This is a genomic window from Microbacterium sp. ZKA21 (genome assembly GCF_050434165.1).
Taxonomy (GTDB): Bacteria; Actinomycetota; Actinomycetes; order Actinomycetales; family Microbacteriaceae; genus Microbacterium.
The window spans coordinates 55,380-79,598 of sequence record NZ_JBNPVV010000001.1; the positions used below are offsets into that span (position 1 = coordinate 55,380).

A 24,219-nucleotide genomic window follows, 5' to 3' on the forward strand; every position below is an offset into this window, starting at 1 on the left:
GATTGTGCTGGACTTATTGGATGGCACGCACAGAGCACAAACTGACATTGCTGGATGACTCCGGCATTACATCAGTGGCCGTCTGCGTCTGCGGTCGCACGTTCATCGGCGTCGGGCCTGAGCGCAACGGGGACGCCCGCATCGAGCTGGCCGTGCACGCACACACGGCGCTTACTCATCACCTGACACCACTTGGCAAGGAGCCGAAGCCAGTCGACCGCGAGACATTGCGCGCGATGGCGGCGCCCGGGAAGAGGAACTCCAAGCGGGAGAGACTCGGCGCGCAGGCAATCGCGATGCGCGAGCAGGGCGAGACGCTCACCGCGATCGCAAGCGCGCTCGGCGTCAGCGCCAGAGCCGTGAGCACGTGGCTCAAGGATGCTGCCGCGTGACCACTCGCAAGCGCCCGCCTGGCGTCGTCTGGATCGACTGGTCAGGAGTCACCGCAGTCGTCTCATGCGAGCGCTGCACGCGCGTCTACGGCCCGTGGCTCGACATCGACGAAGCGAAGGCCTATGCCAAGGAGCACCGTGAACAGCACCCCGGCGCACGCCTGGACGCCGATACCTACAGCGATGAGCCGCTCATCCCCTATGGCGGCAGGCCAACACTGGCCACCTCCTGCACGGCTACAGGATGCACGGCACGCCCGCACGCCCGAGGCCTCTGCATGACGCACTACCAAGCCGAGCGCCGTGAGAGGCAGGCAGCGTGAGTAACCACTCATCCCGAGGCGCCGCCTGGCAGAGGCTCAGGCGCGAGGTGCTCGAGCGCGACAACTGGACGTGCCAGTACTGCGGCAACGACCTGCACGAAGACGATCCGCGACCCGAGCACGACGCCACTGCGGATCACATCAACCCGAAGGCAGCAGGCGGACGCGATGAGCGATCCAATCTGCTCGCGGCATGCAGGCGATGTAACGGCATCAAGAGCGACAAGACCATGATCCGCGTCGACTGGCTCAATCCCGACTGGCTGGCGGGAGCTGCATGATCTCGCTCTTTTTAGAGGGCGAGCACAGATCACCCCGCCCCACCTCCTCTCTTCACCGACAGGCCCGAAATATCCGGGAGAACGCCCCACATCATGACCGATAGCACCGCAGAGACCTTCAGTGAATCCGTGGCTGAGTTCGAAACGTCCGCGCCATGGCTCGGAGCGCCCCATATGCCCGCCCTGGTCACACTCCGCAAGCTCGCCGAGGCGCTGGACACCGGTGACCTCACGCCCGCACTGGTCGCTCAGTTCGGCCTGACGTACCGCAACCTCTCCAAGCTCGCGCCGAGCGAGTCGGGTGCCGAGGATCCGCTCGAGGCCGCGCTCCGAGCGGCGGGCGCAGCGTGAAGGCAATGCCGCCATATCCCGACATAGCTCCGTGGCCACCGCCGCGATACACCGAGCCGCTCGCCCCCGACTTTGAAAGCGCCTTCGATCGATACGCGAAGGTCTTCGTGGTCGCCTGGTCGATGGCGTTCGGGTATGCGCTCGAGGACTGGCAGATCCAACTCATCCGCGCCGTGCTCGAAGTCTTCCCTGAAGGCCACCCGCGCGCGGGCAGACTGCGCTGGCAGCAAGCCGTCATTTCGCTCGGCAGACAGAACGGCAAGACCGAGATCGCGGCAGCGCTCGGCCTCTGGCGCCTGATCTCGAAGCCGACTGCGCTTGTCATCGGCATCGCGTCCAGCGCCGAGCAGGCAGGCTTGGTCTACCGGCGCGCTATGCAGGCCGTCAACGGCAATCCGGCGCTCTCTAAGCGCTTCACGCGCACTACCGAGACACGCGGCCTACAGACTTCCGAAGGTGGCCGCTACGAACTCAAGGCAGCGAAGAGTGCCGCCCTGCAGGGCCTGCCGATCGACCTCGGCCTTGTCGATGAGCTGCACCTCCTGCGCCGCGTGCTCTGGGGTGATCTGGTCTCCGGCACGGGCGGGCGCCCGGATTGCATCGTGGTCGGCATCACCACTGCCGGCGATAGTGACAGTGAGCTTCTGCTTGACCTCTACAAGCTCGGCGAGCAGGCGATTCAGGATGACGGCGCCGCCCGCGTATTCTTCGCCGCCTGGGAAGCGCCAGAGGCGCGCGTACCGGACGATGACGAAACGCTCGGGCGCTGGCTCGCGATGGCGAATCCAGCCGTTGCTAGTGGCCGCACAGACCTTGAGGCGCTCATCACACTGGTCCGCACCAAGCCGCCGACTGACGCCGTGCGCTATCACCTCAATCGATTCCTCACGTCGACCCGAGCGCCGTTCATCGAGCCCGCGCTCTGGATCAAGGCAGCGCGTCGACCTGAGAGCGTCTTCCCTCGCGGCGCACGTCTCGTGTTCAGCGTCGACGCGACACCTGGTCTCGGTTTCGCTTCCATCGTGGCCACCGCGCGCGCCGAGGATGGCTCGACGCACTCCGAGCTTGTCGCCTCACTCCGCGCCCCGTCGATCGAGCGACTGCTCGCGCTCTGCATCCATCTCTGGCGCTACCGGCCCGCGACGATCGCAGTCGACGGCAACACGCTTCGCGCCCTCGGGAAACGCCTCGCAGAGCGCGGCATTCCGACAATGACCGGCAGCTACGCCGACGCCATCAGCGCCGCCGCGATGCTCTATCGACTCATCGCCACGGGCAAACTGATCCAAGGTGGCGATCCGCTGCGCGCCGTGCAGATCCAGCGCGCCACGCGCAAGAACGTCGGCGAGGCGTTCACGATCTCCCGCGCCGACTCGGCAACCGAGATCGACGCGCTCAAAGCCACCGCGCTCGGCGCGCTGGCGCTGGACATCGCGCCGGCATCGATTGGCGGGCAGGTCTTCTAGACCTTGTAACGGAAACCCATTCGGACTCTCGATTGATTAGATACATAGCATGCTAGCAATCGAGCGAGAGTAGTCCTTTGGGTCTCATCGGCAATCTGGTCAGTTTCCTCAAGCGCGAGGAACCGCCGGTAAGCGAACCGCTGTCGATCCCCTCGCGCTCGACCAGTGCCGCCGAAGTTTCGCCGACTGACGCCCTGACACTCGGCGCCGTCTACCGTGCCGTATCGATCCGCGTGGCCGCGCTCTGCCAACTATCGATCGATGTCGAGCGGGCGGGCGTCACGATCGACACGCCTTCGCTGCTCCGTCGCCCCGATGTCGATACCTCGTACCGAGCGTTTATCGAGCAGACCGCCGTGAGCCTCTCGCTGGCCGGTAATGCGTACTGGCGCATCCGCCGCGATGAGCAGGGCACCGTCAAGACGCTCGAAGTGCTCAATCCGCATGACGTGACTATCCGCACGACCGCCGCCGGTCGCGTCGTCGGCTACACGTATGGCGGCTACGACCTCAAGCGCGAGGACATCAAGCATCTGTCGAAGTTGCGCGTCCCCGGCTCTCCGTATGGCCTCGGTCCGATTCAGTCGGCGCGCGCTGAGCTTCGCGGCGCCATCGACCTCCGCGACTACGCCTCGAAGATCGTCACGTCGAGCGATGTCCCCTCGGGCGTTCTCTCTGCCAATTTCCCGCTCACCGACGCCGAGGCAACCGCGGCCAAGGCGAACTGGGAGCAGACGCATGGCGGTCGCCAGGGCATCGCCGTCCTCGGCCAGGGACTGAGCTATCAGAGCGTCTACCTCTCCCCCGCTGACGCACAGTTCCTCGAGTCGCAGCGCTTCAGCGTGATCGCGATCGCGCGCCTGTTCGGCGTCCCCGCATCGCTCATGCTCTCCGGCATCGACGGCTCGGCGCTGACTTACGCGAACATCTCGCAGGAGTGGCTCGGCTTCATCAAGTTCGGCCTCGCGGACGACATCGCCGAGATTGAAGACGCCTTCACCGATCTGCTCCCCCGTGGCCAGCGTGCCCGGTTCAACCCTGAAGCGCTGCTCCGGCTCGATACCGCTGGCCGCTACGAAGCGCACGCCGCCGCGATCAGCGCCGGCTGGATGCTGCCGAGCGAGGTCCGCGAGATCGAGAACCTGCCTGAGATCTCGGGCATTGACGATCGCGTGCCGCCGGCACGCCCTGCACAGAAGGCCGCGGCATGACTCTCCTGACGCCGATCAACGACTACGCGCCTCGCTCCCGAGCAATCAACCTCGAAACTCGCGCGTTTACCGTTCGCGCCGCGGAAGATCCCGTCGAGCGTACCTTCACAGGTCTCGCGGTGCCGTGGGATACGCCCGTGGACATCGCAGGCCTCTACCGGGAGAGCTTTGAGCGCGGCTCGGTTTCTCTGCCCGCCTCTGGCCGCGTCCTGGTCTACTGGCGCCACTCCGAGCCGATCGGCGTCGTTACCGCTGAGCGTGACACCGATGGCGGCTGGGAGATCACCGGCAAGCTCTCCGACACCGAGCGAGGTCGCGAGGCTCACACGCTGCTCCGTGACGGCGTGATCGATGAACTCTCGATCGGTTTCCTGCCGATTGAGCACCGCGAAGACGACGAAACCGGCGACATCACGCGAACCCGCGTCGAAGCTCGCGAGGTCTCGCTTGTGCCGTTCGGCGCCTATGGCCGAGACGCACTCATCACCGATGTCCGCTCGGCGGATACCTCCATCACCATCACAGAAAGGGCAACCATGCCTGAGACTGACAACACCGCCGCCGAGATCACCGAGATCCGCGCGGCCATCGATGAGATCGATCGCAAGGTCTCGACGCTGAACGTTCGCGAGGACGACGCACCGAGCGCCGACACTCGCAGCGCTGGCGAGATCCTCAAGGCCATCGCCTCGGGCGATGAGTCCACGATCCGCGCCTATGAGGCGCTCTACGAAGAGCGCGCCTATACGGGCGGCACCTCGGCGGATGCCATCGTCAAGCCCGAGGGCATCGTCAATCTGGTCCGCATCTTCGATGCGTCCTCCGGCGTCCTGGCCGACACTTTCAGCACCGGCACGCTTCCTGCCTCGGGCAACTCGATCGAGTTCGCCGAGATCGCATCCAACTCGATCGACGTGACCGAGCAGGCCGCCGAGGGCGATGACATCACGTTCGGCAAGGTCGGGATCACGTCCCGCACGGCGCCCGTCAAGACCTACGCGGGCGGCACGGAGCTGACCCGCCAGAGTATCGAGCGCTCGAGCGTCAGCGTCTTGAACACCTCGCTCGAGGCGCTCGCCACCGCCGCAGGCGCCCGCAAGAAGGCCGTGCTGCGCACGGCGTTCAACTCGCTGGTCACGGCTCGCCGCGCGATCGCCGCAGATGCCGGCGTCGTCACCCTCGGTGCAACCCTGGCCGCTGGCACCGCTGGCAACTGGGAGGACGCGCTCATCGATGCCGCGCTCAAGTTTGAGGTCGAGAACCTCACGCCTGAGGCGCTCATCGTGTCCGGCACCGTCTTCAAGAAGCTCCGCTCCCTCACCGTCGCCGGCGAGCGCGTCTTCCGCGTCGGCGAGAAGAACAACTCCGGCACGCTGGATCTCCCCGGCCTCGCAGGAGACTTCGCGGGTATCCCGGTCCGCCTCGACTCCGGCCAGACCGGCGACTCGGCAGTGTTCGTCAACGGGCGCGCGATCCGCGCCTACGATTCCGCACTGGTCTCGCTGACCGATGAGAACATCGTCAACCTCAGCAAGGCCTTCGCGGTCTACCGGTACGGCGCCGTCGCAGCGGAGATCCCCGCCGCAGTCGTCCCCGTCAAGCTGGCAGCCGCGTAAGCATGTCCGCCGCCGATCTGCTCGCCTACATCTCGACCGAGGGCATACCGCATTCGCCCTCGGAAGAGGCGTTCGCGGGCGCGTGCTGGGCGCAGGCCGCTGCGCTTGTCGCTCAGCACGTCGGCGCGGTCAGCGTCCCCGCCGCCATCCTCGAGCGCGCAACGCTCGAAGTCGGCGCTGAACTGTTCCACCGCCGCGACACGAAGAACGGCGTCTCGCAGTTCGCCTCGCCGGACACCGGCGCCGCGATCCGTATCGCACGTGACCCCATGGTCGCCGCGTACCCGTTGCTCGCGGCCTTCGTAGGCCGAGGGATCAGCCGAATGCCGAGCACGGTCCCGGCCTCTGGTCTCGATGGGGGAACCCCGTGAACCTCGCCGAAGAGCGCAAGGCGGTCGCCGATCTGCTCAACGCGGGCGGAGTACGCGCCGCCACGCACGTACCGAGCGACCCGAAGCCGCCCCTGGCCATGGTCGTCCCCGGTTCCCCGTACCTCGCCGCAGCCGACACTTTCGGCGGCTCGCGCACGCTCCGCCTCGATGTGTGGCTTGTCGCTGGCACGGCAACAAACAACGCGGCGCTCACAGACACGCTGGACGCCCGCATCGCCGAGGCGATCGCGATCCTCGACGCCGACGAATGGCTGCTCGAAGACGTCCAGATCGACCAGTGGGAGCCCGCCTCGGGCGGCAAGTTCCCCGTCGCGATCCTCGGCATTCAAACCACCATCACCTCCTAGCGATTGGACACAATCTCATGACTTCCACCCGCATCAAGGGCAAGCGCCTTGCCCTCACCCTCGGCACTCCTGGTACGGAGGTCTGGCAGGACGTTCGCGGCCTCACGCTGCAGTCGGATGAGCCGGATGACCCGACCTTCGGCGAGGTCGCTGACGGCGCCGCCAAGTGGCTGCTCGCCGGCAACGCGATCCAGTCGACCGACGCAGCATCCTTCTGGTCGTACGTCTGGGAGAACTCCGGCCAGCGCGTGCCCTACACCTACGCCGTTCACGGCAACGCGATCCCGAGCGAGACTCAGCCGCACTTCGTCGGACACGTCTACATCGGGCGCAAGCCTTCGCTCGGTGGCGAGGTCGGCTCGGCAGGCTACGAGTTCGAATTCGAATGGGAGTGCGACGGCGAGCCGACCAAGGTGACGGTCGCCACCCCGTGAGTTTCCAGCGGCTCGGCTCACGCTCTCGACCGTCGATCACCCTCGACGGCCTTGAGCGTGCAGTCGAGCTGCTCGAATACCGGCTCACGCCGACGCCGAGCGACGACTACGGACTCGGAGACCCGTTCCCCGAGTCGAGTTGGATACTCCGCGGCGCCGCATATCAGTCGCTCGATACCGGCAGCCTCTACCGCTACGCCCGTGCGCACTCCGGCGAGACTGTCGCCTTCACGATCCGACCGCTCGGCAATGTGACGCCGAGCGCACAGCGCCCGCACTACACGGGCGAAGTCATCATCGGCCCGAAGCCTGAACTCGGCGGATCGGCCCGTGACAGGCACTTCCTGTTTGAGTTCTCCTGGCCTGTGCTCGAGGAACCGCTCGAGGTGATCGCATGAGCGACATCGACCGCATCACCCCTGGCGGGCGCATCCGCGTCGAAGGTCTGCGCAAGGCGATCCGCTCACTCGAGCAGGCAGGCGCAGACGCGCAGGACATGCGCGATCTCATGCACGCCCTCGGCCTGATCGTCGTCAACGCCGCCGCCCCGCCTCGGCGCTCCGGCAACCTCGCCGGCACGCTCCGCGCTGGCCGAGGCAAGACGAAGGCCGTAGTCCGCGCAGGCGGCGCCAGAGCGCCGTACGCGGGCGTCATCCACTACGGCTGGCCAGCGCGCCGGATCGCCCCGCAGCCGTTCCTCAGCGACGCCCTGCAGCGCAAGCGCACCGATGTCTTCCGCGCCCTCGATCAGGGCGTCTCCCAGATTCTCAAGTCCAACAACCTCTAACCGCACCACCGAAGAAAGCGAGTAACACCATGGCCAAGGCCACCGCTCCCAAGTACGACTTCAACTCTCTGACCATGCGCGAGGTCTCCCAGATCGAGCGCCTCTCCGGCCAGGGTTTCGCCGCGCTCGGCGACGATGACCGCCCCAAGGGTCTCGTGCTCGCCGCGATCGCGTACACGTTCCGACTCCGCGAGGACGGTACATACACGTGGAATCAGGCGCAGGATCTCACCCTCAAGGAGATCTCCGAGATCACCGCCGCACTCGGAGATCTCAACGTCTCGGACGGCACTGACCTCGACGCCGAGGCGCCCGCCGAAACCGCCTGACCTCGATGGATGACGTGACGGAAGAGCGCCTGCGAGATCTGGCCTCATTCGTCGTCGGCTTCCACTGGCGCCCCGCCGACTACTGGTCGATGACCGTCGCCGAGCGCGAGGCGATCCTCACCGAGGCTCGCCGCCAGTCGAAGCGCAACTAAGCCGCCTGCCCGGTTACTCGCGCCGGGCAGGCCTCACCTCCCAGGAGTAACCCCGTGGCCGGTCAGAACATCGTCATCAGTGTCCTCGCCGACACCAAGAAGCTCAGTAGCGGCCTGAAGGACGCGAGCGGCGCACTCGGCGGACTCGGCAAGGCCGCCGCCACCGGCGCCAAGGTCGCGGTCGGCGCGCTCGCAGCGGTCGGCGTGGCCGCAGCGGGCATCGGCATCAAGGCCGTATCCAGCGCCTCGAGCCTCGAACAGGCCATGGGCGCGATGTCCTCGGTATTCAAGGACAGCACCGGCCAGATGACTGAATGGGCGAACGGCGCCGCATCCAGCGTCGGCCTGGCCAAGAGCGAGTACGCCGGTCTCGCGACCACCCTGGGATCTCAGCTCAAGAATATGGGCGTCGAGCAAGTGAAGCTCGGCGGGCAGACGAACGATCTCATCGGACTCGGCGCGGATCTCGCAGCACAGTTCGGCGGCTCGACCGCCGATGCAGTCGGCGCTCTCTCTTCCCTGCTCCGCGGCGAGCGCGACCCGATCGAGCGCTACGGCGTATCGATCAACGAAGCCGCAGTCAAGGCGAGGCTCGCCGAGATGGGTCTCAACGGCCTGTCAGGCGAGGCCGAGAAGAACGCCAAGCTCACGGCGACGCTCGCACTGCTCTACGACCAGACCGCCGATGCGCAGGGCGCATTCTCGCGCGAGTCGACCACACTCGCAGGCTCACAGCAACGCCTCGCCGCCGGCACCGAGAACCTTTACGCCACCCTCGGCACCTCGCTGCTCCCCGCCGTTACCGCAGTCACTGCTGCCCTCGGCTCGCTCATCAATCAGGTGCAGGAGTCCGCCGCATTCCAAGCCTTCACCGGCTGGCTGACGGACGCATCGAACAGCTTCGCGGACTTCATCTTCTCGATCATCAACGGCGAGGCCTCGCTCGGAGATCTCGACCTTGCGGGTTTCCTGACGCGTGCGATCCCGAAGATGTTCGCCGCACGCGACCAAATGATCACCGGCCTGCTGGACGCGATGCCGGGGATCATCGAAGGCATCGCCGCCGCTCTCCCCGGCATCGTGCAGACGATCGCGACCAGCCTGACCACCTCACTCGCGCTGATCGTCCCGGCGATCACCGCCGCCGCCCCGGCATTGCTCCTGGCCGGCGTGCAACTCTTCCTGGCCTTGGTGCAGTCCATTGTCACGGTTCTCCCGCAGCTCATCGCCACGGTCGTAGGACTGATCCCGCAACTGGCCACAACCCTGATCGGCATGATCCCGGCGCTTCTGGCCGCCGCGATCACCCTCTTCCAATCGCTGATTCAGGCCGTCGTCACGATCCTCCCGCAGCTCCTGACTCAGATTCTCGGGATGCTGCCCGCGCTCCTAGAGAGCGTGCTGGGCATGATCCCGGCCATCTTGGATGCCGCAGTCCAACTGTTCACGATGCTTGTCGACGCGATCCCGCTGATCCTCCCGCCGCTTGTTGACGCGATCATCGAGACCCTGCCCAAGCTGGTCGAAACGATCGTCTCGATGCTGCCCAAGATCCTTGAGGCCGCAATCGATCTCTTCATGGCGCTGGTCGACTCACTGCCGATCATCCTCCCGCAGCTCATCACTGCCGTCATCGACCTCCTGCCCGTCGTCATCGAGTCGCTTCTCGGACTCATCCCCGAACTCATCGACGCGGCTATCACCCTGTTCCTCGCCCTCGTAGAAGCAGTCCCGAAGATCATCGGCCCACTTCTGGACGCGATCTTCGCCCTGCTACCCGAGATCGTCGGCGCGCTCATCGACATGATCCCCGACCTCGTGCAAGCAGGCGTCGATCTCATCGGCGGTCTGGTCAAGGGTCTCTGGGATGCCGCATCCTCGGTCGGCTCAGCACTGCTCGACATCGCACAGGATGCGATCGGCGGCTTCCTCGAGTTCCTCGGCATCCACTCGCCCTCACGCCTGTTCGCCGGTTACGGCAAGAATCTCGTGCAGGGCCTCGTGGGAGGTCTCGACGGCAACCGCGGCATGTTCGCCAAGTCGCTCGACGGCCTCGCTGGCATGGCAGCGGACTTCAGCCCGGACCCGCTCACGATGGCTCCCGCAGGCGCTCTGACTGCACAGACCGTCCAGAGCGCGCCCGATCAGGTGACCGAGGTCGCTGGGCCCGCCGTGGTCGATCTGTCCGCCTCGAGCGCGCAACTCCTCGCACGCCTGATCGCCGATGGCCTCACCGTGATCCTCCCCGGCGCAGCGCTGGCTGGATCGGTCGGCGCGCACAATGTCACTCGCGCTTCGCGAAGCGCCGCGTGAGTTAGAAAAGCTGCGCCCGCACGTGTGCGCGGACGTCGAACTGCTCGTCGATCTGAGCCTCAATCATCCTGCGCAATTCGGTGTCGGTTGTTGTCGCGATGCTCGCGGCGAGGTCGTCGGCGTCGCGCTGCCATTCATTGAGCGAATCTTGGGCCGCCTCGAGGCTGCGCTCGTAGCCGGCCAGTATTGTGCGCGTCTTGAATGAGAGCGGTGGACCATATGCGGGCAGGCGCTTGTACAGCTCGATGTATGCCGCCGCTATCTCGCCGCGTGCCGTAAGCCGATCGGAGCTGCGTCGGCGAAGAACACTGCGTGCCCAGTCTTGTTCGCGCGCTCTGCGCCGGAGTGCGCGCGCAGGTTTACTAAGTGGGAAGGCCAGAATGAGTCGCGGAGCAGAGTCGAACGAGAGACCTACGGCGATCGAGATCATTGGGTTTAGAAACAGGAGCAAGACGGCCAGGAGCATCGTCGCGTAGATCACCAATGCGCCGACAGGTGAGAGTTCACCCTCGATTACGCCTGTCAGGGCGACGTGGAATCCGACAAACAGCGATATCGCGCAGGCAGCGTAGACCAGCGCAGTCCACCATCGAAGGCCTCGATTGACGTTCACTCGCCGCTTGCCCGTCATCCAACGTGCACGGGCGCGCCACTCGACTACAAGCGTCAGCATCAGGACTGGAAAGATCTGCGCCGTCACGGTCGCGAAGGCGGCGCCATTCTCAATCACGCCCCCACTCTAGCGAGGCTGATTGCACTACCCCGCCCGGTCGCGAACCTTGTTCGCAAGCGCCGCAAGTACGTGATCCTTCGTCGTGTGAATCTCGCCGTTGTTGAACCGGATCTGCGTCAGCCCGGCGATGTTCGTAAACTCCTCTGTGCCGTCCTCGAGCAAGACGATCGTGTTATCGACTCCGAGGCGCCCCTGCGCAAAGCCAAGCTCGTGGACGACGTTCTGTCTGGCCATCTTGCGGCCATCGGCGAGGGCATCCGCTCCGGTCATCACAATGACAGCAACAGTGGCGTCCGAGATCATGCGCTCAACCACGGCCAGTGTCATCTGTCCGGCGCGCGGTGAGGTCTCGAAGGCTTCCACCGCGTATCCGGCCTCGCGAATGAACTCGCGCACCGCCTCCCACTTACGATCGCCGCCGTGACCGATGAATACGCGGAACGGCTGAAGTTGCGGCGCTATGTGCAATGGGACCGCCCGCTCGGGGATCAACTTCTTCACGATGTCGGCGATTCGAGTAATCTCAAATCCCGTCCGGTCCGCGCGCGAGATGAACAGGCCGTAGGCGTTATCTATAACGACGCGCGCCTGAAACGGATCAATCGAGATCTCGACCCGGAGAAACGCGGACGAATTGTCTAGGACGACGTGAGCGTTGAGGGCGTCTGCCAGGTACTCCAGCGGGGCACCGTCATCCTCTTCCCAGTGGTACTCGACGCCATCCGCTGACGTAACAGTGAACTCGGCGAGCGAAATGGTCCCGCCTCGATCTATCTCTTCACGTGCGGACACCTTGTAGTTGTAGATGTCCTTGACGCTGTACACGTCGTTCTCGCCTGGCTCATCATCGGCTTCGAGCCACTCCTCGGACTCACGCAGCGTGAACGGCCTCAGAGCATCGCGCAGGTCGCGGACAATTTCGGCGGTGATAACCGCACCTGGGATTGACATCGAGATCCTGGCCACGCCTGAAGACTATCGGCACCTGTCGGACGCGAGCATTCACAGCGTAATTTGACACTACGTCCCGGTGTCGATCCACGTCTGCGACTTCGCGTCGTACCGGCTCTGACTGCTGCCGACCCGGAAGTTCACGACGGGCACCCCGCCGGCCGTGGTGTTGCCGCCAGGATCGTTCCCGATGAATCCCATGATCGTGATGGTGTCGTTCATGCCTGCTCCTCAAGAAACCCGGGTCGAGCCCGGCTGCGCAACAGCGTGCCGCGTTCACCCGACGTCTGCGCGGCGGATCGGGGCAGTTCCACAGGAACCGTGGAGAACTGAGCCGAGCACGCCGGCTGTGCAGAACGACTGCCCGACGGCGAGCGGACACGCGCCGGTGTCGATGTCGGTGGTCGGTCATATGTTCGATATCGAAAGGAGATACCGATGCACACCACCACGATCACCGCTCTTCCCGACATTCCCTATGCCACTCCGGCGCTGACCTCCGACCGCGAGCATCTCGTCAGAGCGGGCGATCATCTGTGGCGTGTGCAGGACGCCTCCGGGCGCATCCTCGGTCATCTCCGCATCGCGGCCGAGCCGCTGGGGCTGCGGTACCGCGCCGAGCGTCTTCACCTCGCGTCCGGCGCGTTCCGACTCATCGGCGAGTTCTGGACAGCCGACGAAGCCGTCCAGACGCTGCGCTATCTGAGGTGAGGCTGCGCCCGTGGCGACCGACGCGGAACGACAGCGGCCCCTGCGATCACGAGCGACGACCGGCGACGGCGCGCACCACATGGTGGCGGTGCCAAGGGCCGTCGCGGCTGTCCGCGTGATGCGTGTCGGGAACGGCGACGCGAGTATTCCCGAGTCTGGCGAGCAGCGCAGACTTCACACGAGCGGGATATCGGTAGTCTTGTAGACAACCCTCAGTAGCTCAGCGGAAGAGCATCGATCTTCTAAGTCGCCGGTCGCAGGTTCGAATCCTGCCTGAGGGGCCGATGTCTGTGCGCTCATTAGGATGCCTGTATGGCAACTGCGTCTGAGAACGATCGACTCGTCTGGATCGACTGCGAAATGACGGGGCTCGATCTCGCGATCGACGAGCTCGTCGAGATCGCCGTCGTCGTCACCGATTTCGAGCTGCAACCGCTCGATCCGGGCTTCCAAGTCGTGATCAAGCCCGGCGATGCGGCACTTGCCAACATGAACGACTTCGTCACCAACATGCACCGCACCTCCGGTCTGATCGACGAGATCCCCGGCGGTATCAGCCTGGCCGAAGCGGAAGCCCAGACGCTCGCCTACATCAAGCGCTTCGTGCCGCTCGAGCGCAAGGCGCCCCTCGCCGGCAACACCATCGGCACCGACCGCATGTTCCTCGCGAAATACATGCCGCAGATCGATCAGTGGCTGCACTACCGCAACGTCGACGTGTCCAGCATCAAGGAGCTGTCTCGCCGCTGGTACCCCCGTGTGTTCTTCCAGGCACCGGCGAAGGACGGCGGTCATCGTGCGCTCGCCGACATCCTGGAGTCGATCCGCGAGCTTCGCTACTACCGCCAGGCCGTCTTCGTGCCCGAGCCCGGCCCGTCCAGCGACGAAGCGCGAGACATCGCGACCACCACCGTCTCGGCATTCGCCGCGAACATCTGACCCAGGTGTCATTCGCGGCCTCGGACGTGTATTAGAATCGTCTGGTTGCCTGCTGACAGCGGGCGCATGGTGGCTATAGCTCAGTTGGTAGAGCACCGCGTTGTGGTCGCGGGGGTCGCGGGTTCGAGCCCCGTTAGCCACCCCACTCATCGAGGTGTTCACCTCCGGTTCCCTCCGGTCGTGAACACCTCGATCCCGTTTCCGGTGGTCGATAGGATCGTCGGACAGCTGTCGCCGATTCTGAGGAGTGCATTGTGAAAGCCGTCCGATTCACCGCCTGGAAGACGTTCCCGACCATCGACGACGTGCCCCGCCCCACGCCCGGCCCTGGTGAGGTCCTCCTCAAGATCGCCGGCGCAGGCGCCTGCCATTCCGATGTCGCCGTCTTCGAGCAGTTCGACGAGAGCATGGGCCAGCAGCTCGCGCCGAGCTACACCCTCGGCCACGAGAACTCGGGGTGGATCGAGGAACTCGGCGACGGTGTCACCGGCCTGTCGATCGGGGATGCATTCCTGTCGTACGGACCCATCGGCTGCGGTCACTGCCCGGCGTGCTCGCGCGGGCAGGACACGTACTGCTACAACGCGGCCACGCAGCCGTACCTGGCCACCGGGCTCGGGCGCGACGGCGGCATGGCCGAGTACATGACGGTGCCCGCTCGCAACCTCGTGCCGCTCGGCGACGCCGACCCGATCGTCGCCGCCCCGCTCTCCGACGCCGGTCTCACGCCCTACCACGCCATCAAGCTCGCCCTTCCGAAGCTGCAGGGCGGCGGCAAGTCCGCACTCGTGATCGGCCTCGGCGGACTCGGGCAGATCGCCGTGCAGATCCTCACGGCGATCACCGGCGCGACCGTCTACGCCACCGACACGAAGCCGGAAGCGATGGCGGAGGCCGAGCAGGCCGGCGCCGTGACGATCGAAGGCGGCGAGGGGCAGGCGGACCGCATCCGTGAGGCCACGGGTGGTCAGGGAGTCGACGCGGTGTTCGACTTCGTCGGCATCACGCCGACCATTCGATTGGCGCAGCAGGTCGTCGCCCGCCGCGGGCGGATCACCGTCGTCGGCGTGGCCGGCGGCCCCGTCGACTGGAACTTCTACGCGAACCCGTACGAGGCCGAACTCACCAACACCTACTGGGGCACGATCGAGGAGCTGTACGAGGTCGTCGAGCTGTACCGCGCCGGCAAGATCACACCGCAGGTGAAGACCTATTCGATGGACCAGGCGCTGCAGGCCTACCACGACCTGCACGACGGCAAGCTGAGCGGCCGCGCAGTCGTCACGCCGCACTCCTGATCCCCGCCGCACGGGTTCGGAGAACACCGGCAGCGCACCCTAGAATCAGCAGGTGTCGCTGACCGTCTGGCTCTCTCTGCTCGCCGCGTCGGTCATCATCAGCTTCACGCCGGGCGCCGGTGCCATCAACACGATGTCGAACGCCCTCAACGAGGGCTGGCGCCGCGCCATCTGGGGCGTGATCGGCCAGCAACTCGCGCTGATCGTGCACGTCGTGGTCGTCGCCGCGGGCGTCGGTCTGCTCGTCGCCCGGTCGCCGCTGCTGTTCGACGTCGTCCGATACACCGGGGCGGCGTATCTCGTGTACCTCGGCATCCGGATGATCCTCGCGAAGCCGACCGGGCAGACCGACGCCGATCGGATCCCGCGTCCTCCGGAGAGCAGATGGTCCCTGGTGCGGCGCGGCTTCTGGGTGAACCTGCTCAATCCCAAGGCGATCGTCTTCTTCCTCGCGTTCATCCCGCAGTTCATCCGCCTCGATCAGCCGGCGCTGCCCCAGTACCTGATCCTGATCACGACCGTCGTGGTCGTCGACGTGATCGTGATGTGGTTCTTCTTCGCCGCCGCGGCGAAGCCGTTCCGCCGGCTCACCCGCACCGCGCAGGGTCAGCGCATCCTCAACATCGTCTTCGGCTCGCTCTTCCTCGCCGTCGCCGCCCTGCTGCTGTTCGTCCACTGACCCCTGTCGCACCTTAGGCTTGACGACGATGGAAATGGATGCCGCGAACTTCGAGCAGCTCGTCGTCGACGAGTTGGATCTGCTGCCCGACGAGATGGTCGACGGCCTCGACAACGTGGTCTTCGTAGTCGAAGACCGCCCTGAGGACGGCAGCCTCGACCTTCTCGGCCTCTACGACGGTCTCGCTCTCACCGAGCGCGGCCAGTACGGACTCGGTGAACTGCCCGATCGGATCATCGTGTACCGCGAGCCGCATCTCGACCAGTGCGACACGGAGGACGATCTGCGCGACGAGATCCATACGACTCTGGTCCACGAGATCGCGCATTTCTACGGCATCGACGACGACCAGCTGCACGAATTGGGGTGGGCATGAGTTCGCCCATCGCGACGCCCGACGTCGATGAGAGCATCCATCTCTCCGCGGCGCCCCTGGAGCCGTGGCAGGTGGTGGTGTGGAACGACCCGGTGAATCTCATGAGTTATGTCGTGCGCGTCTTCCGCACCTACTTCGGCTACTCCCTGGATCGCGCCACGCAGCTGATGCTCGCCGTGCACCACGACGGGCATGCGATCGTCGCCACCGGGCCGCGCGAGACCATGGAGGTGCACGCCCAGGCGATGCACGACTACGGTCTATGGGCCACTGTCCGGAAGGCTCCGCAATGACCGCCCGCACCGTCCGGCTCGAGCTCGCCACGATCGAGGGCCTGCACCTCGCCCATCTCCTGGATGAGTTCCAGGAGATGCTCACCGCCGACGCGACCGAGGAGGCTGCGGATCCGGCCGTGTCCCGGCTCGCACCGGACGCCTACCCGGAGGATGCCGACGCATCACGCGCCTTCTCCGAGGCCACCCGTGACGATCTGCTCGACCGACGACTGGCCGAGGCGGCGATCGTCCGCGCGGCATTGGCCGGCTTCGACGATGACCATGACCTGTTCGACGAACAGGCGGCACTCGCCTCCGTCGCCGTCCTGATCCCGGATGCCGAACTCGACGCGTGGCTGCGCACGCTCACCGCTCTGCGGCTCGTGCTCGCGACCCGGCTGGGAATCGTCGACGAGGACGCGCTGGATGAGGACGACCCGCGCCGCGGCGTCTACGACTGGCTCGGCTATCGCCTGGAGGGGCTCATCCAGTCCGCCGACGAACTCGGCTGACGACAGCGGTTCACGGGATCAGCACCAGGACGTTCGCGAGTCCGCGCGGATCATCACGGTCGAGATGGATCTGCTCCTGCGCGGCCCACTGCTCCCAATGCGGCCGGTAGGTGTCACCGTCCCGCTGCAGCGCCCGCCGTTTCCGCGTCGCATCCGGCGACTCCACCCAGACGCGCACGTCCGCGATCCGCGCGGTCTGCGGGGTGATCGTTCCGCACCCCTCGAGGATGATGCCCAGCGCCGGGTCGACGGCGTGACTCTCGGCATCCGCACTGCGCTCCCAGTCCCAGCGATGCCAGATTCCGATGCGCCCGCGGCCATGCGGACGGAGGATGCCGTCGAGAGCGCGCTGCGTCCCGGCATCCAGTCCATCCCAGCCCGGATAGAGGGAATCCATCGCGATCAACTGAGGACGGCCCGCCACCGGCCAGCGCTCGGCGACCAGGCGAGCGAGAGTCGTCTTGCCCGCCCCGCTTCGTCCATCGATCAGGACCACCGGATTGGCGGCCGAGATGGCCGAGATCGCCGCCACGACGCGAGTCGCCCCGGCATCCAGCGCTGCTGTGACCTGGTCGGGACTATTTCTTGAGTGCACGGATGACACGCGCGAGCGCACGTCCGGCGACCCAGACGAACGGGATCGCCACGACGATCAACGGGATGAGATTCGGCTCGAACCGCAATCCCTCCTCACGGCGCACGTAGACGCCGAGCGGGACGGATACGCCGTATCCCCCACCGCCCTCGCCCGCATCCGCCGTTCCGGCACCGAAGCCGGTCACGGTCAGTGCGACGGGCGTGATGCTCGCGCCGTCGACGTCCTGCGGCTCGCCGTATGCGCTCTTCACGCCGAAGTCGGCGGCCAGCTTCCCTAGTTCCACTGCGATGTTCGGCATGCGTCAACGCTAGTCCACTCGGACGCCCACCACGCCGTCAATCGGTTCCATGCGCCTTCGGATGCCGGGGTGCACCGCGCCCGTCTCCGCGGCCGAGATGGCGGGCACGGGTGATGGTGGCGTTGCCGAAGCGCGCTCGTGCGCTGTCCAGCGCACCCTCGACTCGGCGCCAGTCCTCGTCGTCGTCCCAGAGCGCGAACGCGCCGCCGCCCGAGGGCTGGAGCTTCTCGGCCCGCACGCCCACCAGACGTACCGGGCTGCGACGGTCGATCTGCTCGAACAGTTCCTGCGCGGCTGTGCCGATGCGCTGCCCGACCGCCGTCGGCTCCGCCAGCGTCTGCGAACGGTTCACCGTCGTGAAATCGTCGAAGCGGATCTTGATCGCGACCGTCCGCGTCTCCCACTGCGCGCGTCGAAGCCGGGCCGCGACGCGATCGGACAGGCGCAGCAGCTCGGAGCGAAGCATCTCGCGATCGGTGATGTCGACGTCGAAGGTCTCCTCGTGGCCCACGCTCTTCTCCACGCGCGTGGTCTCGACCGCGCGCGGATCCTCGCCCCGGGCGAGTTCCGTCAGCCGATGCCCGAGCGCGGGGCCCACCGCGCGATCCAGCATGTCCTGCGGCGACTCCCGGATGTCCCCGATCGTCCGGATGCCACGGGCTTCCAGTGACTCGGCCGCCTTCGGGCCGACGCCCCACATCGCGCGCACGGGACGCGGAGCGAGGAAGTCCAGGGTGTCGGCCGCTGCGACGATGAGCAGACCGTCCGGCTTGGACAGGGTCGACGCCATCTTGGCCACGTGCTTGGTCGCGGCGACGCCGACGCTGCAGGTGATGCCGACCTCGCCGAGCACGCGCTCGCGCACCAGCTGGGCGATCCGCCCCGGACTCCCCCACAGCCGCCGCACGCCCTGTACGTCGAGGAACGCCTCATCGACCGAGAGCGGCTCGACCAGCGGCGTGAACGACTCGAAGATCGTCATCACCTGACGCGAGATCTCCTGGTAGCGCGGGAAGTCCGGCAGGACTATGCGCGCCGTCGGACACAGCCGCATCGCCTGCGACACCGGCATGGCCGCGCGGACGCCGTAGCGTCGCGCCTCATAGGATGCGCTCGAGACGACCGACCGACCATCCGGCGCGCCGATGATCAGCGGAAGTCCACGCAGCGACGGGTCGTCGAGGACGGCGACTGCCGCGTAGAAGGCATCCATGTCGACGTGCAGGATGCGCGTGCCCGCATCGTCCGCACCCTCGGGTGAGACGATGCGCCCCGAACCATCACCGCGCCCCATGCGTCCATTCTCGCCGACCCCACCGACATCCGCCCGAAGTACGAGCGCCGCGAAGGCTACTGCGCTGCGCGCTCCAGGATCAGCTCGCGCACGCGCGCCGCATCTGCCTGGCCCTTCATGGCCTTCATGACCGCTCCGATGACCGCACCGGCGGCCTGGACCTTGCCGTCCTTGATCTTCGCCATGACATCGGGCTGGGCGGCCAGCGCCTCGTCGATCGCGGCGATGAGTGCGCCGTCATCCGAGACGACCGCGAGGCCGCGGGAGTCGACGACCTCCTGCGGCGTGCCCTCTCCGGCGATGACGCCCTCGAGCACCTGGCGCGCCAGCTTGTCGGTGAGAGTGCCGGCGTCGACGAGCTTCTGCAGCGCGGCGACGTTCTCGGGGCTGATCAGCTCGGTCGACTCCTTCTCCGCAGCATTCGCCCGACGCGAGATCTCACCGGTCCACCACTTGCGTGCGGCAGCAGGCGCGGCGCCGGCGGCGATCGTGGCCTCCACGACGTCGAGCAGACCGCCGTTGCGGACGTCCTGGAACTCCAGATCGGTGAAGCCCCATTCGGTCATGAGCCGGCGACGACGGGCGACGGGCTGCTCGGGCAGCGCTGCGCGCAGCTCCTCGATCAGCGCGGCGGCCGGCTGCACCGGGAGCAGGTCGGGCTCGGGGAAGTACCGGTAGTCATCGGCATCCGACTTCGGACGCCCCGGCGACGTGGTGCCGGTGTCCTCGTGCCAGTGCCTGGTCTCCTGGATGATCGAGCCGCCGTCGGCGAGAATCGCCGCCTGACGCTGGATCTCGTAGCGGACGGCGCGCTCGACCGACCGCATCGAATTGACGTTCTTGGTCTCGGTGCGCGTACCCAGCTTCTCCTGTCCACGCGGGCGCAGGGAGACGTTGGCATCGCAGCGCAGGTTGCCGCGCTCCAGGCGGGCCTCCGAGATGCCGAGGCCGCGCACGATGTCGCGGATCGCGGCGACATAGGCCTTCGCGATCTCCGGCGCACGGTGCTCGGTGCCGAAGATCGGCTTCGTGACGATCTCGACGAGCGGAACCCCGGCTCGGTTGTAGTCGACGAGCGAATACTCGGCGCCCTGGATGCGTCCGGTCGCTCCTCCCATGTGGGTGAGCTTTCCGGCATCCTCCTCCATGTGCGCGCGCTCGATCGGGACCGTGACGAGCGTGCCGTCCTCGAGTTCCACCTCGACCGAGCCCTCATACGCGATCGGCTCGTCGTACTGGGAGATCTGGTAGTTCTTGCCGAGGTCGGGGTAGAAGTAGTTCTTCCTGGCGAACCGGCTCGACTCGGCGATCGAGCAGCCGAGCGCGAGCCCGAGGCTGATCGAGGATCGGATCGCGGTGGCGTTCACGACCGGAAGCGAACCCGGAAGACCCAGATCGACGGGAGCGATGAGGGTGTTCGGCTCGGCGGCGTGGTACTTCTCGTTCGCCGGGTTCGGCGCGTCCGAGAACATCTTGGTCTCGGTGTTGAGTTCGACGTGCACTTCGAAGCCGAGCACGGGCTCGAACAGCTCGAGCGCCTTGTCGAAGTCCATCAGCTTGGCAGCGGCCATCAGCGGTTCCCTCCAGCGAGCTCCGGGGCCCGGGTCAGCAGCGGTGCACCCCACGAATCGACGAGCAGTGTCTCCAGCGCGGCGCCCACCCGGTACAGACGGGCGTCCTCGTGCGCGGGAGCCAGGAACTGGATGCCGACGGGCAGCCCGTCTTCGGCCGCGAGTCCTGAGGGGATCGAGATGCCGGGGACGCCCGCCAGGTTCGCGGGAATGGTGGTGACGTCGTTCAGGTACATCTGCAGCGGGTCGTCGATCCGCTCGCCGATCTTGAACGCGGTGGTCGGAGCCGACGGCGTCGCGATGACGTCGACCTCGGCGAAGGCGTTCGCGAAGTCCTGCTGGATGAGCGTGCGCACCTTCTGCGCGCTGCCGTAGTAGGCGTCGTAGTACCCGGCGGACAGCGCGTAGGTGCCCAGGATGATGCGGCGCTTCACTTCATCGCCGAACCCGGCTTCACGCGTCGCGGACATGACGTCCTCGACGGTCGCGCCGCCCTCGGGGGTGACACGCAATCCGAAGCGGACCGAATCGAACTTCGCCAGGTTGCTGGATGCCTCTGCCGGCAGGATCAGGTAGTAGGCGGCGACGCCGTACTCGAAGTGCGGCGTGGAGATCTCGACGATCTCGGCACCGTTGGCCTCGAGCAGCGCGAGCGACTCGCGGAAGGACGCTGCGACACCGGGCTGGAAGCCGGAATCGGGCAGTTCCTCGATGACACCGACTTTCAGGCCCTTGAGCACGTCGCCTCGGGCGCCATCGCGCGCGGCGTCGGCGAACGACGGCCAGACGTCCGTGAGCGACGTGGAATCCTTCGGGTCGTGCCCACCGATCACATCGTGCAGGAGCCCGGCATCCAGCACCGTGCGGGTGACGGGACCGACCTGGTCGAGGCTCGACGCCAGCGCGATCGCGCCGTAGCGGCTCACGCCGCCGTACGTCGGCTTGATGCCGACCGTGCCGGTGACGTGCGCTGGTTGACGGATCGATCCGCCGGTGTCCGAGCCCAGCGCCAGCGGGGCTTCGAACGCCGCGACAGCCGCGGCCGAGCCGCCGCCGGATCCGCCGGGGATGCGGTCGAGGTCCCACGGGTTGCGGGTCGGGCCGTACGCGGAGTGCTCCGTGGAGGAGCCCATCGCGAACTCGTCCATGTTGGTCTTGCCCAACGGCACGAGACCGGCGGCGCGCGCACGGGCGACGACCGTGGCGTCGTAGGGCGACATGTAGCCCTCGAGGATCTTCGACCCGCTCGTGGTCGGCTGATCAGTGGTGACCAGGACGTCCTTGATCGCCAGCGGAACGCCGGCGAGCGGGTGCAGCCTCTCCCCCGCGGCGCGAGCCGCGTCGACCGCGTCCGCCGCTGCCAGGGCGCCGTCGTTCACGTGCAGGAAAGCGTGCACGTCGCCGTCGACGGCGGCGATGCGGTCGAGGTGCGCCTGGGTGGCCTCGCGGCTGGAGACCTCACCGGCCGTCAGCTTGTCCGCGAGCTCTGCGGCGGTCCAGCGGATGATGTCGCTCACTGCTCTTCTCCCAGGATCGCGGTGACGCGGAAGCGTCCGTCGGCGGCGTCCGGTGCGTTCTGCAGCACCTGCTCGTGCGTCAGCGTCTCCCCGACCACGTCGGGTCGGAAGACGTTCGCGAGCGGGATCGGGTGGCTCGTCGCCACGACGTCGGCGGTGGCGACTTCCGAGACCTTCGCGATGTTGTCGACGATGGCGTCGAGCTGGCCCGTGAGCCGGGTCACCTCGTCGTCGTTCAGCTGGATGCGCGCGAGCACGCCGAGATGGCGTACGAGTTCGGGGGTGATTTCAGACACCCGCCCAGTCTAGTTCGCGGCGGCCGTTCCCCCGCGACGCCGCGTGGCCCCCATAGGCTGTTGCCCATGACGACGTTCGTTCCTCCTCGTCCCTGGGTCGCCAGCTATGCCGCCGGCGTCCCCGAGGACCTCGCACCGGTGCAGGGCTCGCTCATCGACATCGTCGCGGCATCCGCTCGGGACTATCCGGATGCCCCGGCGCTGCAGTTCTTCGGACGCGAGACCACCTATGCAGAACTCCAGGCGGCGATCGACCGCGCGGCCGGCGGACTGCGCGCCCTCGGCGTGAAGCCGGGCGACCCGGTCGCGATCGTGCTGCCGAACTGCCCGCAGCACATCGTCGCCTTCTACGCCGTGCTGCGAGTCGGAGCCGTCGTCGTCGAGCACAATCCGCTCTACACGCCGCGCGAGCTGCGCAAGCAGTTCGAGGACCACGGTGCCACGCACGCCATCGTGTGGAACAAGGTCGTGGGAACCGTGCAGGAGTTCCCGGCCGACCTCGCCGTCTCGACGCTCATCTCGGTCGACATCACCAAGGGGATGCCGAAGCTCACTCAGCTCGCTCTGAAGCTCCCGATCGCGAAGGCACGTGAATCCCGTGCGGCGCTGACGGAGAAGGTGCGCGGCACCATCTTGTGGGAGCGCGTCGTCGGCGCTGACCCGCTGCCCGCATCCCACCCGAAACCGCAGACCGACGACCTGGCGATCATCCAGTACACATCCGGCACGACGGGGACGCCGAAGGGCGCCGCGCTCACGCATCGCAACCTGCTGGCCAACGCAGCCCAGTCGCAGGCTTGGGTGCCGTCGATCCAGCGCGGCCACGGGTGCGTGGTGTACGCCGTGCTGCCGATGTTCCATGCGTACGGTCTGACGCTGTGCCTGACGTTCGCGATGTCGATGGGGGCGCGGCTGGTGCTGTTCCCGAAGTTCGACCCCGACCTCGTCCTCGACGTCGTCAAGAAGCATCCGGCCACGTTTCTGCCGCTCGTGCCGCCGATCGCGGATCGCCTGCTCAGCGCCGCGACCGCGAAGGGCGTGTCGCTCAACGGGATCGACGTCGCGATCTCCGGTGCGATGGCACTCCCCCACGACCTGGTCGTGCCGTTCGAGGAAGCCACCGGCGGCTACCTCGTCGAGGGCTACGGCCTCAGCGAATGCTCGCCGGTCCTCATGGCCAACCCGGTGGCCGAGAACCGCGTCCCCGGCACGGTCGGCCTGCCGCTGCCGGGGACCGAATGCCGCGTCGTCGATCCGGATGAGCCGTCCAAGGACGTCGAGCCGGGCGCAGCAGGCGAGCTCGTGGTCCGCGGTCCGCAGGTGTTCTCCGGGTACTACGGCAAGCCCGAAGCCACGGAGGAGGCGTTCGTCGACGGGTGGTACCGCACCGGCGACATCGTCACGATCGACGACGCCGGGTTCGTGCGGATCGTGGATCGGATCAAAGAGCTCATCATCACCGGCGGGTTCAACGTGGCCCCGACCGAGGTCGAGAACGCGCTGCGCCAGCATCCCCTGGTATCGGATGCCGCGGTCGTCGGGCTTCCCAGCGAGCACTCCGGCGAGGAGGTCGTCGCAGCCGTCGTCGTCGACAGCGATTCCGATGTGGACGTCGAGTCGATCCGCGAGTTCGTCCGCGGCATCCTGACGCCCTACAAGGTTCCGCGACGCGTGTTCGTCGTCGACGAACTGCCGAAGTCCCTCATCGGCAAGGTCCTGCGCCGCGAGGTCAAGGACAAGCTCATCGCTCTGACGAGCGGGTCCTGACCGACGTCCT

The 24,219-nt window shown here is 66.7% G+C and carries 32 protein-coding genes and 2 tRNA genes; 25 read left to right on the plus strand and 9 right to left on the minus strand.

Annotated features, from left to right (window positions below):
* The first annotated feature begins 20 nt into the window (after positions 1-20).
* The 15 genes from M2317_RS00305 to M2317_RS00375 all read left to right on the plus strand — a co-directional run bounded on the left by M2317_RS00305 (position 21) and on the right by M2317_RS00375 (position 10,394).
* Positions 21-392 (plus strand): helix-turn-helix domain-containing protein, encoded by a 372-nt coding sequence (locus M2317_RS00305; protein WP_429456238.1) that lies wholly within the window; start codon positions 21-23, stop codon positions 390-392.
* The gene (locus tag M2317_RS00310) at positions 389-715 is read left to right on the plus strand and encodes a hypothetical protein (protein ID WP_429456240.1); all 327 of its coding nucleotides are present in this window, start codon (positions 389-391) and stop codon (positions 713-715) included. Before M2317_RS00305 ends, M2317_RS00310 begins: the two co-directional genes overlap by 4 nt.
* On the plus strand, positions 712-996 hold the full coding sequence (locus tag M2317_RS00315; protein WP_429456242.1) for an HNH endonuclease: 285 nt from the start codon (positions 712-714) through the stop codon (positions 994-996). The genes M2317_RS00310 and M2317_RS00315 overlap by 4 nt, the downstream gene beginning before the upstream one ends.
* Positions 997-1,125: 129 nt before the next feature.
* Positions 1,126-1,347, plus strand: a complete 222-nt coding sequence (locus M2317_RS00320) for a hypothetical protein (RefSeq protein ID WP_429456244.1) — start codon at positions 1,126-1,128, stop codon at positions 1,345-1,347.
* Positions 1,348-1,352: 5 nt separating this feature from the next.
* Positions 1,353-2,813, plus strand: coding sequence for a terminase large subunit domain-containing protein (locus M2317_RS00325; RefSeq protein WP_429456245.1), 1,461 nt, complete (start codon positions 1,353-1,355; stop codon positions 2,811-2,813).
* 77 nt (positions 2,814-2,890) lie between these two features.
* Positions 2,891-4,024 (plus strand): phage portal protein, encoded by a 1,134-nt coding sequence (locus M2317_RS00330; RefSeq protein WP_429456247.1) that lies wholly within the window; start codon positions 2,891-2,893, stop codon positions 4,022-4,024.
* Positions 4,021-5,640 (plus strand): HK97 family phage prohead protease, encoded by a 1,620-nt coding sequence (locus tag M2317_RS00335; RefSeq protein WP_429456249.1) that lies wholly within the window; start codon positions 4,021-4,023, stop codon positions 5,638-5,640. Before M2317_RS00330 ends, M2317_RS00335 begins: the two co-directional genes overlap by 4 nt.
* A gap of 2 nt (positions 5,641-5,642) precedes the next feature.
* Complete coding sequence (locus M2317_RS00340; protein WP_429456251.1) at positions 5,643-6,011, plus strand: hypothetical protein; 369 nt, start codon at positions 5,643-5,645, stop codon at positions 6,009-6,011.
* A complete protein-coding gene (locus tag M2317_RS00345) occupies positions 6,008-6,379 on the plus strand; it encodes a hypothetical protein (protein WP_429456253.1) in 372 nt (123 codons plus the stop codon). The genes M2317_RS00340 and M2317_RS00345 overlap by 4 nt, the downstream gene beginning before the upstream one ends.
* Before the next feature lie 17 nt (positions 6,380-6,396).
* Positions 6,397-6,813 (plus strand): hypothetical protein, encoded by a 417-nt coding sequence (locus M2317_RS00350; RefSeq protein WP_429456255.1) that lies wholly within the window; start codon positions 6,397-6,399, stop codon positions 6,811-6,813.
* Positions 6,810-7,211 carry a hypothetical protein gene (locus tag M2317_RS00355; RefSeq protein ID WP_429456257.1) on the plus strand — a complete coding sequence of 134 codons (402 nt, stop codon included), beginning with the start codon at positions 6,810-6,812 and terminating at the stop codon, positions 7,209-7,211. The genes M2317_RS00350 and M2317_RS00355 overlap by 4 nt, the downstream gene beginning before the upstream one ends.
* On the plus strand, positions 7,208-7,600 hold the full coding sequence (locus M2317_RS00360; protein ID WP_429456259.1) for a hypothetical protein: 393 nt from the start codon (positions 7,208-7,210) through the stop codon (positions 7,598-7,600). Before M2317_RS00355 ends, M2317_RS00360 begins: the two co-directional genes overlap by 4 nt.
* A 29-nt stretch (positions 7,601-7,629) precedes the next feature.
* A complete protein-coding gene (locus M2317_RS00365) occupies positions 7,630-7,929 on the plus strand; it encodes a hypothetical protein (protein WP_429456261.1) in 300 nt (99 codons plus the stop codon).
* A gap of 5 nt (positions 7,930-7,934) precedes the next feature.
* Entirely contained in the window at positions 7,935-8,081 is a 147-nt protein-coding gene (locus tag M2317_RS00370) for a hypothetical protein (RefSeq protein ID WP_429456263.1), read from the plus strand.
* 54 nt (positions 8,082-8,135) lie between these two features.
* The gene (locus M2317_RS00375) at positions 8,136-10,394 is read left to right on the plus strand and encodes a phage tail protein (protein ID WP_429456264.1); all 2,259 of its coding nucleotides are present in this window, start codon (positions 8,136-8,138) and stop codon (positions 10,392-10,394) included.
* A gap of 1 nt (position 10,395) precedes the next feature.
* On the opposite strand, the gene M2317_RS00380 is transcribed toward M2317_RS00375, so the two are convergent.
* From M2317_RS00380 to M2317_RS00390, 3 genes are read right to left on the minus strand one after another with little or no spacing between them, the layout of a single operon-like run.
* Positions 10,396-11,124 (minus strand): hypothetical protein, encoded by a 729-nt coding sequence (locus tag M2317_RS00380; protein WP_429456266.1) that lies wholly within the window; start codon positions 11,122-11,124, stop codon positions 10,396-10,398.
* A 27-nt stretch (positions 11,125-11,151) separates the two neighbouring features.
* On the minus strand, positions 11,152-12,093 hold the full coding sequence (locus M2317_RS00385) for a TIR domain-containing protein (protein ID WP_429456268.1): 942 nt from the start codon (positions 12,091-12,093) through the stop codon (positions 11,152-11,154).
* Positions 12,094-12,147: 54 nt separating this feature from the next.
* Entirely contained in the window at positions 12,148-12,300 is a 153-nt protein-coding gene (locus tag M2317_RS00390; protein WP_429456270.1) for a hypothetical protein, read from the minus strand.
* A gap of 216 nt (positions 12,301-12,516) precedes the next feature.
* Between M2317_RS00390 and M2317_RS00395 the strand changes: the two genes are divergently transcribed.
* The 9 genes from M2317_RS00395 to M2317_RS00435 all read left to right on the plus strand — a co-directional run bounded on the left by M2317_RS00395 (position 12,517) and on the right by M2317_RS00435 (position 16,868).
* Complete coding sequence (locus tag M2317_RS00395; protein WP_429456271.1) at positions 12,517-12,789, plus strand: hypothetical protein; 273 nt, start codon at positions 12,517-12,519, stop codon at positions 12,787-12,789.
* A gap of 209 nt (positions 12,790-12,998) precedes the next feature.
* Positions 12,999-13,070: transfer RNA gene (locus M2317_RS00400), tRNA-Arg, on the plus strand.
* 31 nt (positions 13,071-13,101) lie between these two features.
* Positions 13,102-13,728 carry an oligoribonuclease gene (gene orn / locus M2317_RS00405; RefSeq protein WP_429456272.1) on the plus strand — a complete coding sequence of 209 codons (627 nt, stop codon included), beginning with the start codon at positions 13,102-13,104 and terminating at the stop codon, positions 13,726-13,728.
* Positions 13,729-13,797: 69 nt separating this feature from the next.
* Positions 13,798-13,873 (plus strand) — tRNA-His (locus tag M2317_RS00410).
* A 109-nt stretch (positions 13,874-13,982) separates the two neighbouring features.
* The gene (locus tag M2317_RS00415; protein ID WP_429456274.1) at positions 13,983-15,026 is read left to right on the plus strand and encodes an NAD(P)-dependent alcohol dehydrogenase; all 1,044 of its coding nucleotides are present in this window, start codon (positions 13,983-13,985) and stop codon (positions 15,024-15,026) included.
* A 52-nt stretch (positions 15,027-15,078) separates the two neighbouring features.
* The gene (locus tag M2317_RS00420; protein ID WP_429456275.1) at positions 15,079-15,705 is read left to right on the plus strand and encodes a LysE family translocator; all 627 of its coding nucleotides are present in this window, start codon (positions 15,079-15,081) and stop codon (positions 15,703-15,705) included.
* A gap of 28 nt (positions 15,706-15,733) precedes the next feature.
* Positions 15,734-16,081 (plus strand): metallopeptidase family protein, encoded by a 348-nt coding sequence (locus M2317_RS00425; protein WP_429456276.1) that lies wholly within the window; start codon positions 15,734-15,736, stop codon positions 16,079-16,081.
* Positions 16,078-16,374 (plus strand): ATP-dependent Clp protease adapter ClpS, encoded by a 297-nt coding sequence (gene clpS / locus M2317_RS00430; RefSeq protein ID WP_429456278.1) that lies wholly within the window; start codon positions 16,078-16,080, stop codon positions 16,372-16,374. The genes M2317_RS00425 and clpS overlap by 4 nt, the downstream gene beginning before the upstream one ends.
* Positions 16,371-16,868, plus strand: coding sequence for a DUF2017 family protein (locus tag M2317_RS00435; RefSeq protein WP_429456280.1), 498 nt, complete (start codon positions 16,371-16,373; stop codon positions 16,866-16,868). Before clpS ends, M2317_RS00435 begins: the two co-directional genes overlap by 4 nt.
* Before the next feature lie 10 nt (positions 16,869-16,878).
* On the opposite strand, the gene M2317_RS00440 is transcribed toward M2317_RS00435, so the two are convergent.
* From M2317_RS00440 to gatC, 6 genes are read right to left on the minus strand one after another with little or no spacing between them, the layout of a single operon-like run.
* Entirely contained in the window at positions 16,879-17,463 is a 585-nt protein-coding gene (locus tag M2317_RS00440) for a hypothetical protein (RefSeq protein WP_429456282.1), read from the minus strand.
* Complete coding sequence (locus tag M2317_RS00445; RefSeq protein WP_429456284.1) at positions 17,447-17,764, minus strand: hypothetical protein; 318 nt, start codon at positions 17,762-17,764, stop codon at positions 17,447-17,449. Before M2317_RS00445 ends, M2317_RS00440 begins: the two co-directional genes overlap by 17 nt.
* A gap of 37 nt (positions 17,765-17,801) precedes the next feature.
* Positions 17,802-19,058: a DNA polymerase IV gene (dinB, locus tag M2317_RS00450; protein ID WP_429456285.1), complete on the minus strand. Its 1,257-nt coding sequence runs from the start codon at positions 19,056-19,058 to the stop codon at positions 17,802-17,804.
* Positions 19,059-19,114: 56 nt separating this feature from the next.
* Complete coding sequence (gatB, locus tag M2317_RS00455) at positions 19,115-20,629, minus strand: Asp-tRNA(Asn)/Glu-tRNA(Gln) amidotransferase subunit GatB (RefSeq protein WP_429456287.1); 1,515 nt, start codon at positions 20,627-20,629, stop codon at positions 19,115-19,117.
* The gene (gene gatA / locus M2317_RS00460; RefSeq protein WP_429456289.1) at positions 20,629-22,146 is read right to left on the minus strand and encodes an Asp-tRNA(Asn)/Glu-tRNA(Gln) amidotransferase subunit GatA; all 1,518 of its coding nucleotides are present in this window, start codon (positions 22,144-22,146) and stop codon (positions 20,629-20,631) included. The genes gatB and gatA overlap by 1 nt, the downstream gene beginning before the upstream one ends.
* Entirely contained in the window at positions 22,143-22,442 is a 300-nt protein-coding gene (gene gatC, locus M2317_RS00465) for an Asp-tRNA(Asn)/Glu-tRNA(Gln) amidotransferase subunit GatC (protein WP_429456290.1), read from the minus strand. Before gatC ends, gatA begins: the two co-directional genes overlap by 4 nt.
* 66 nt (positions 22,443-22,508) lie before the next feature.
* Between gatC and M2317_RS00470 the strand changes: the two genes are divergently transcribed.
* Entirely contained in the window at positions 22,509-24,209 is a 1,701-nt protein-coding gene (locus M2317_RS00470; RefSeq protein ID WP_429456292.1) for a long-chain-fatty-acid--CoA ligase, read from the plus strand.
* Positions 24,210-24,219: the final 10 nt, after the last annotated feature.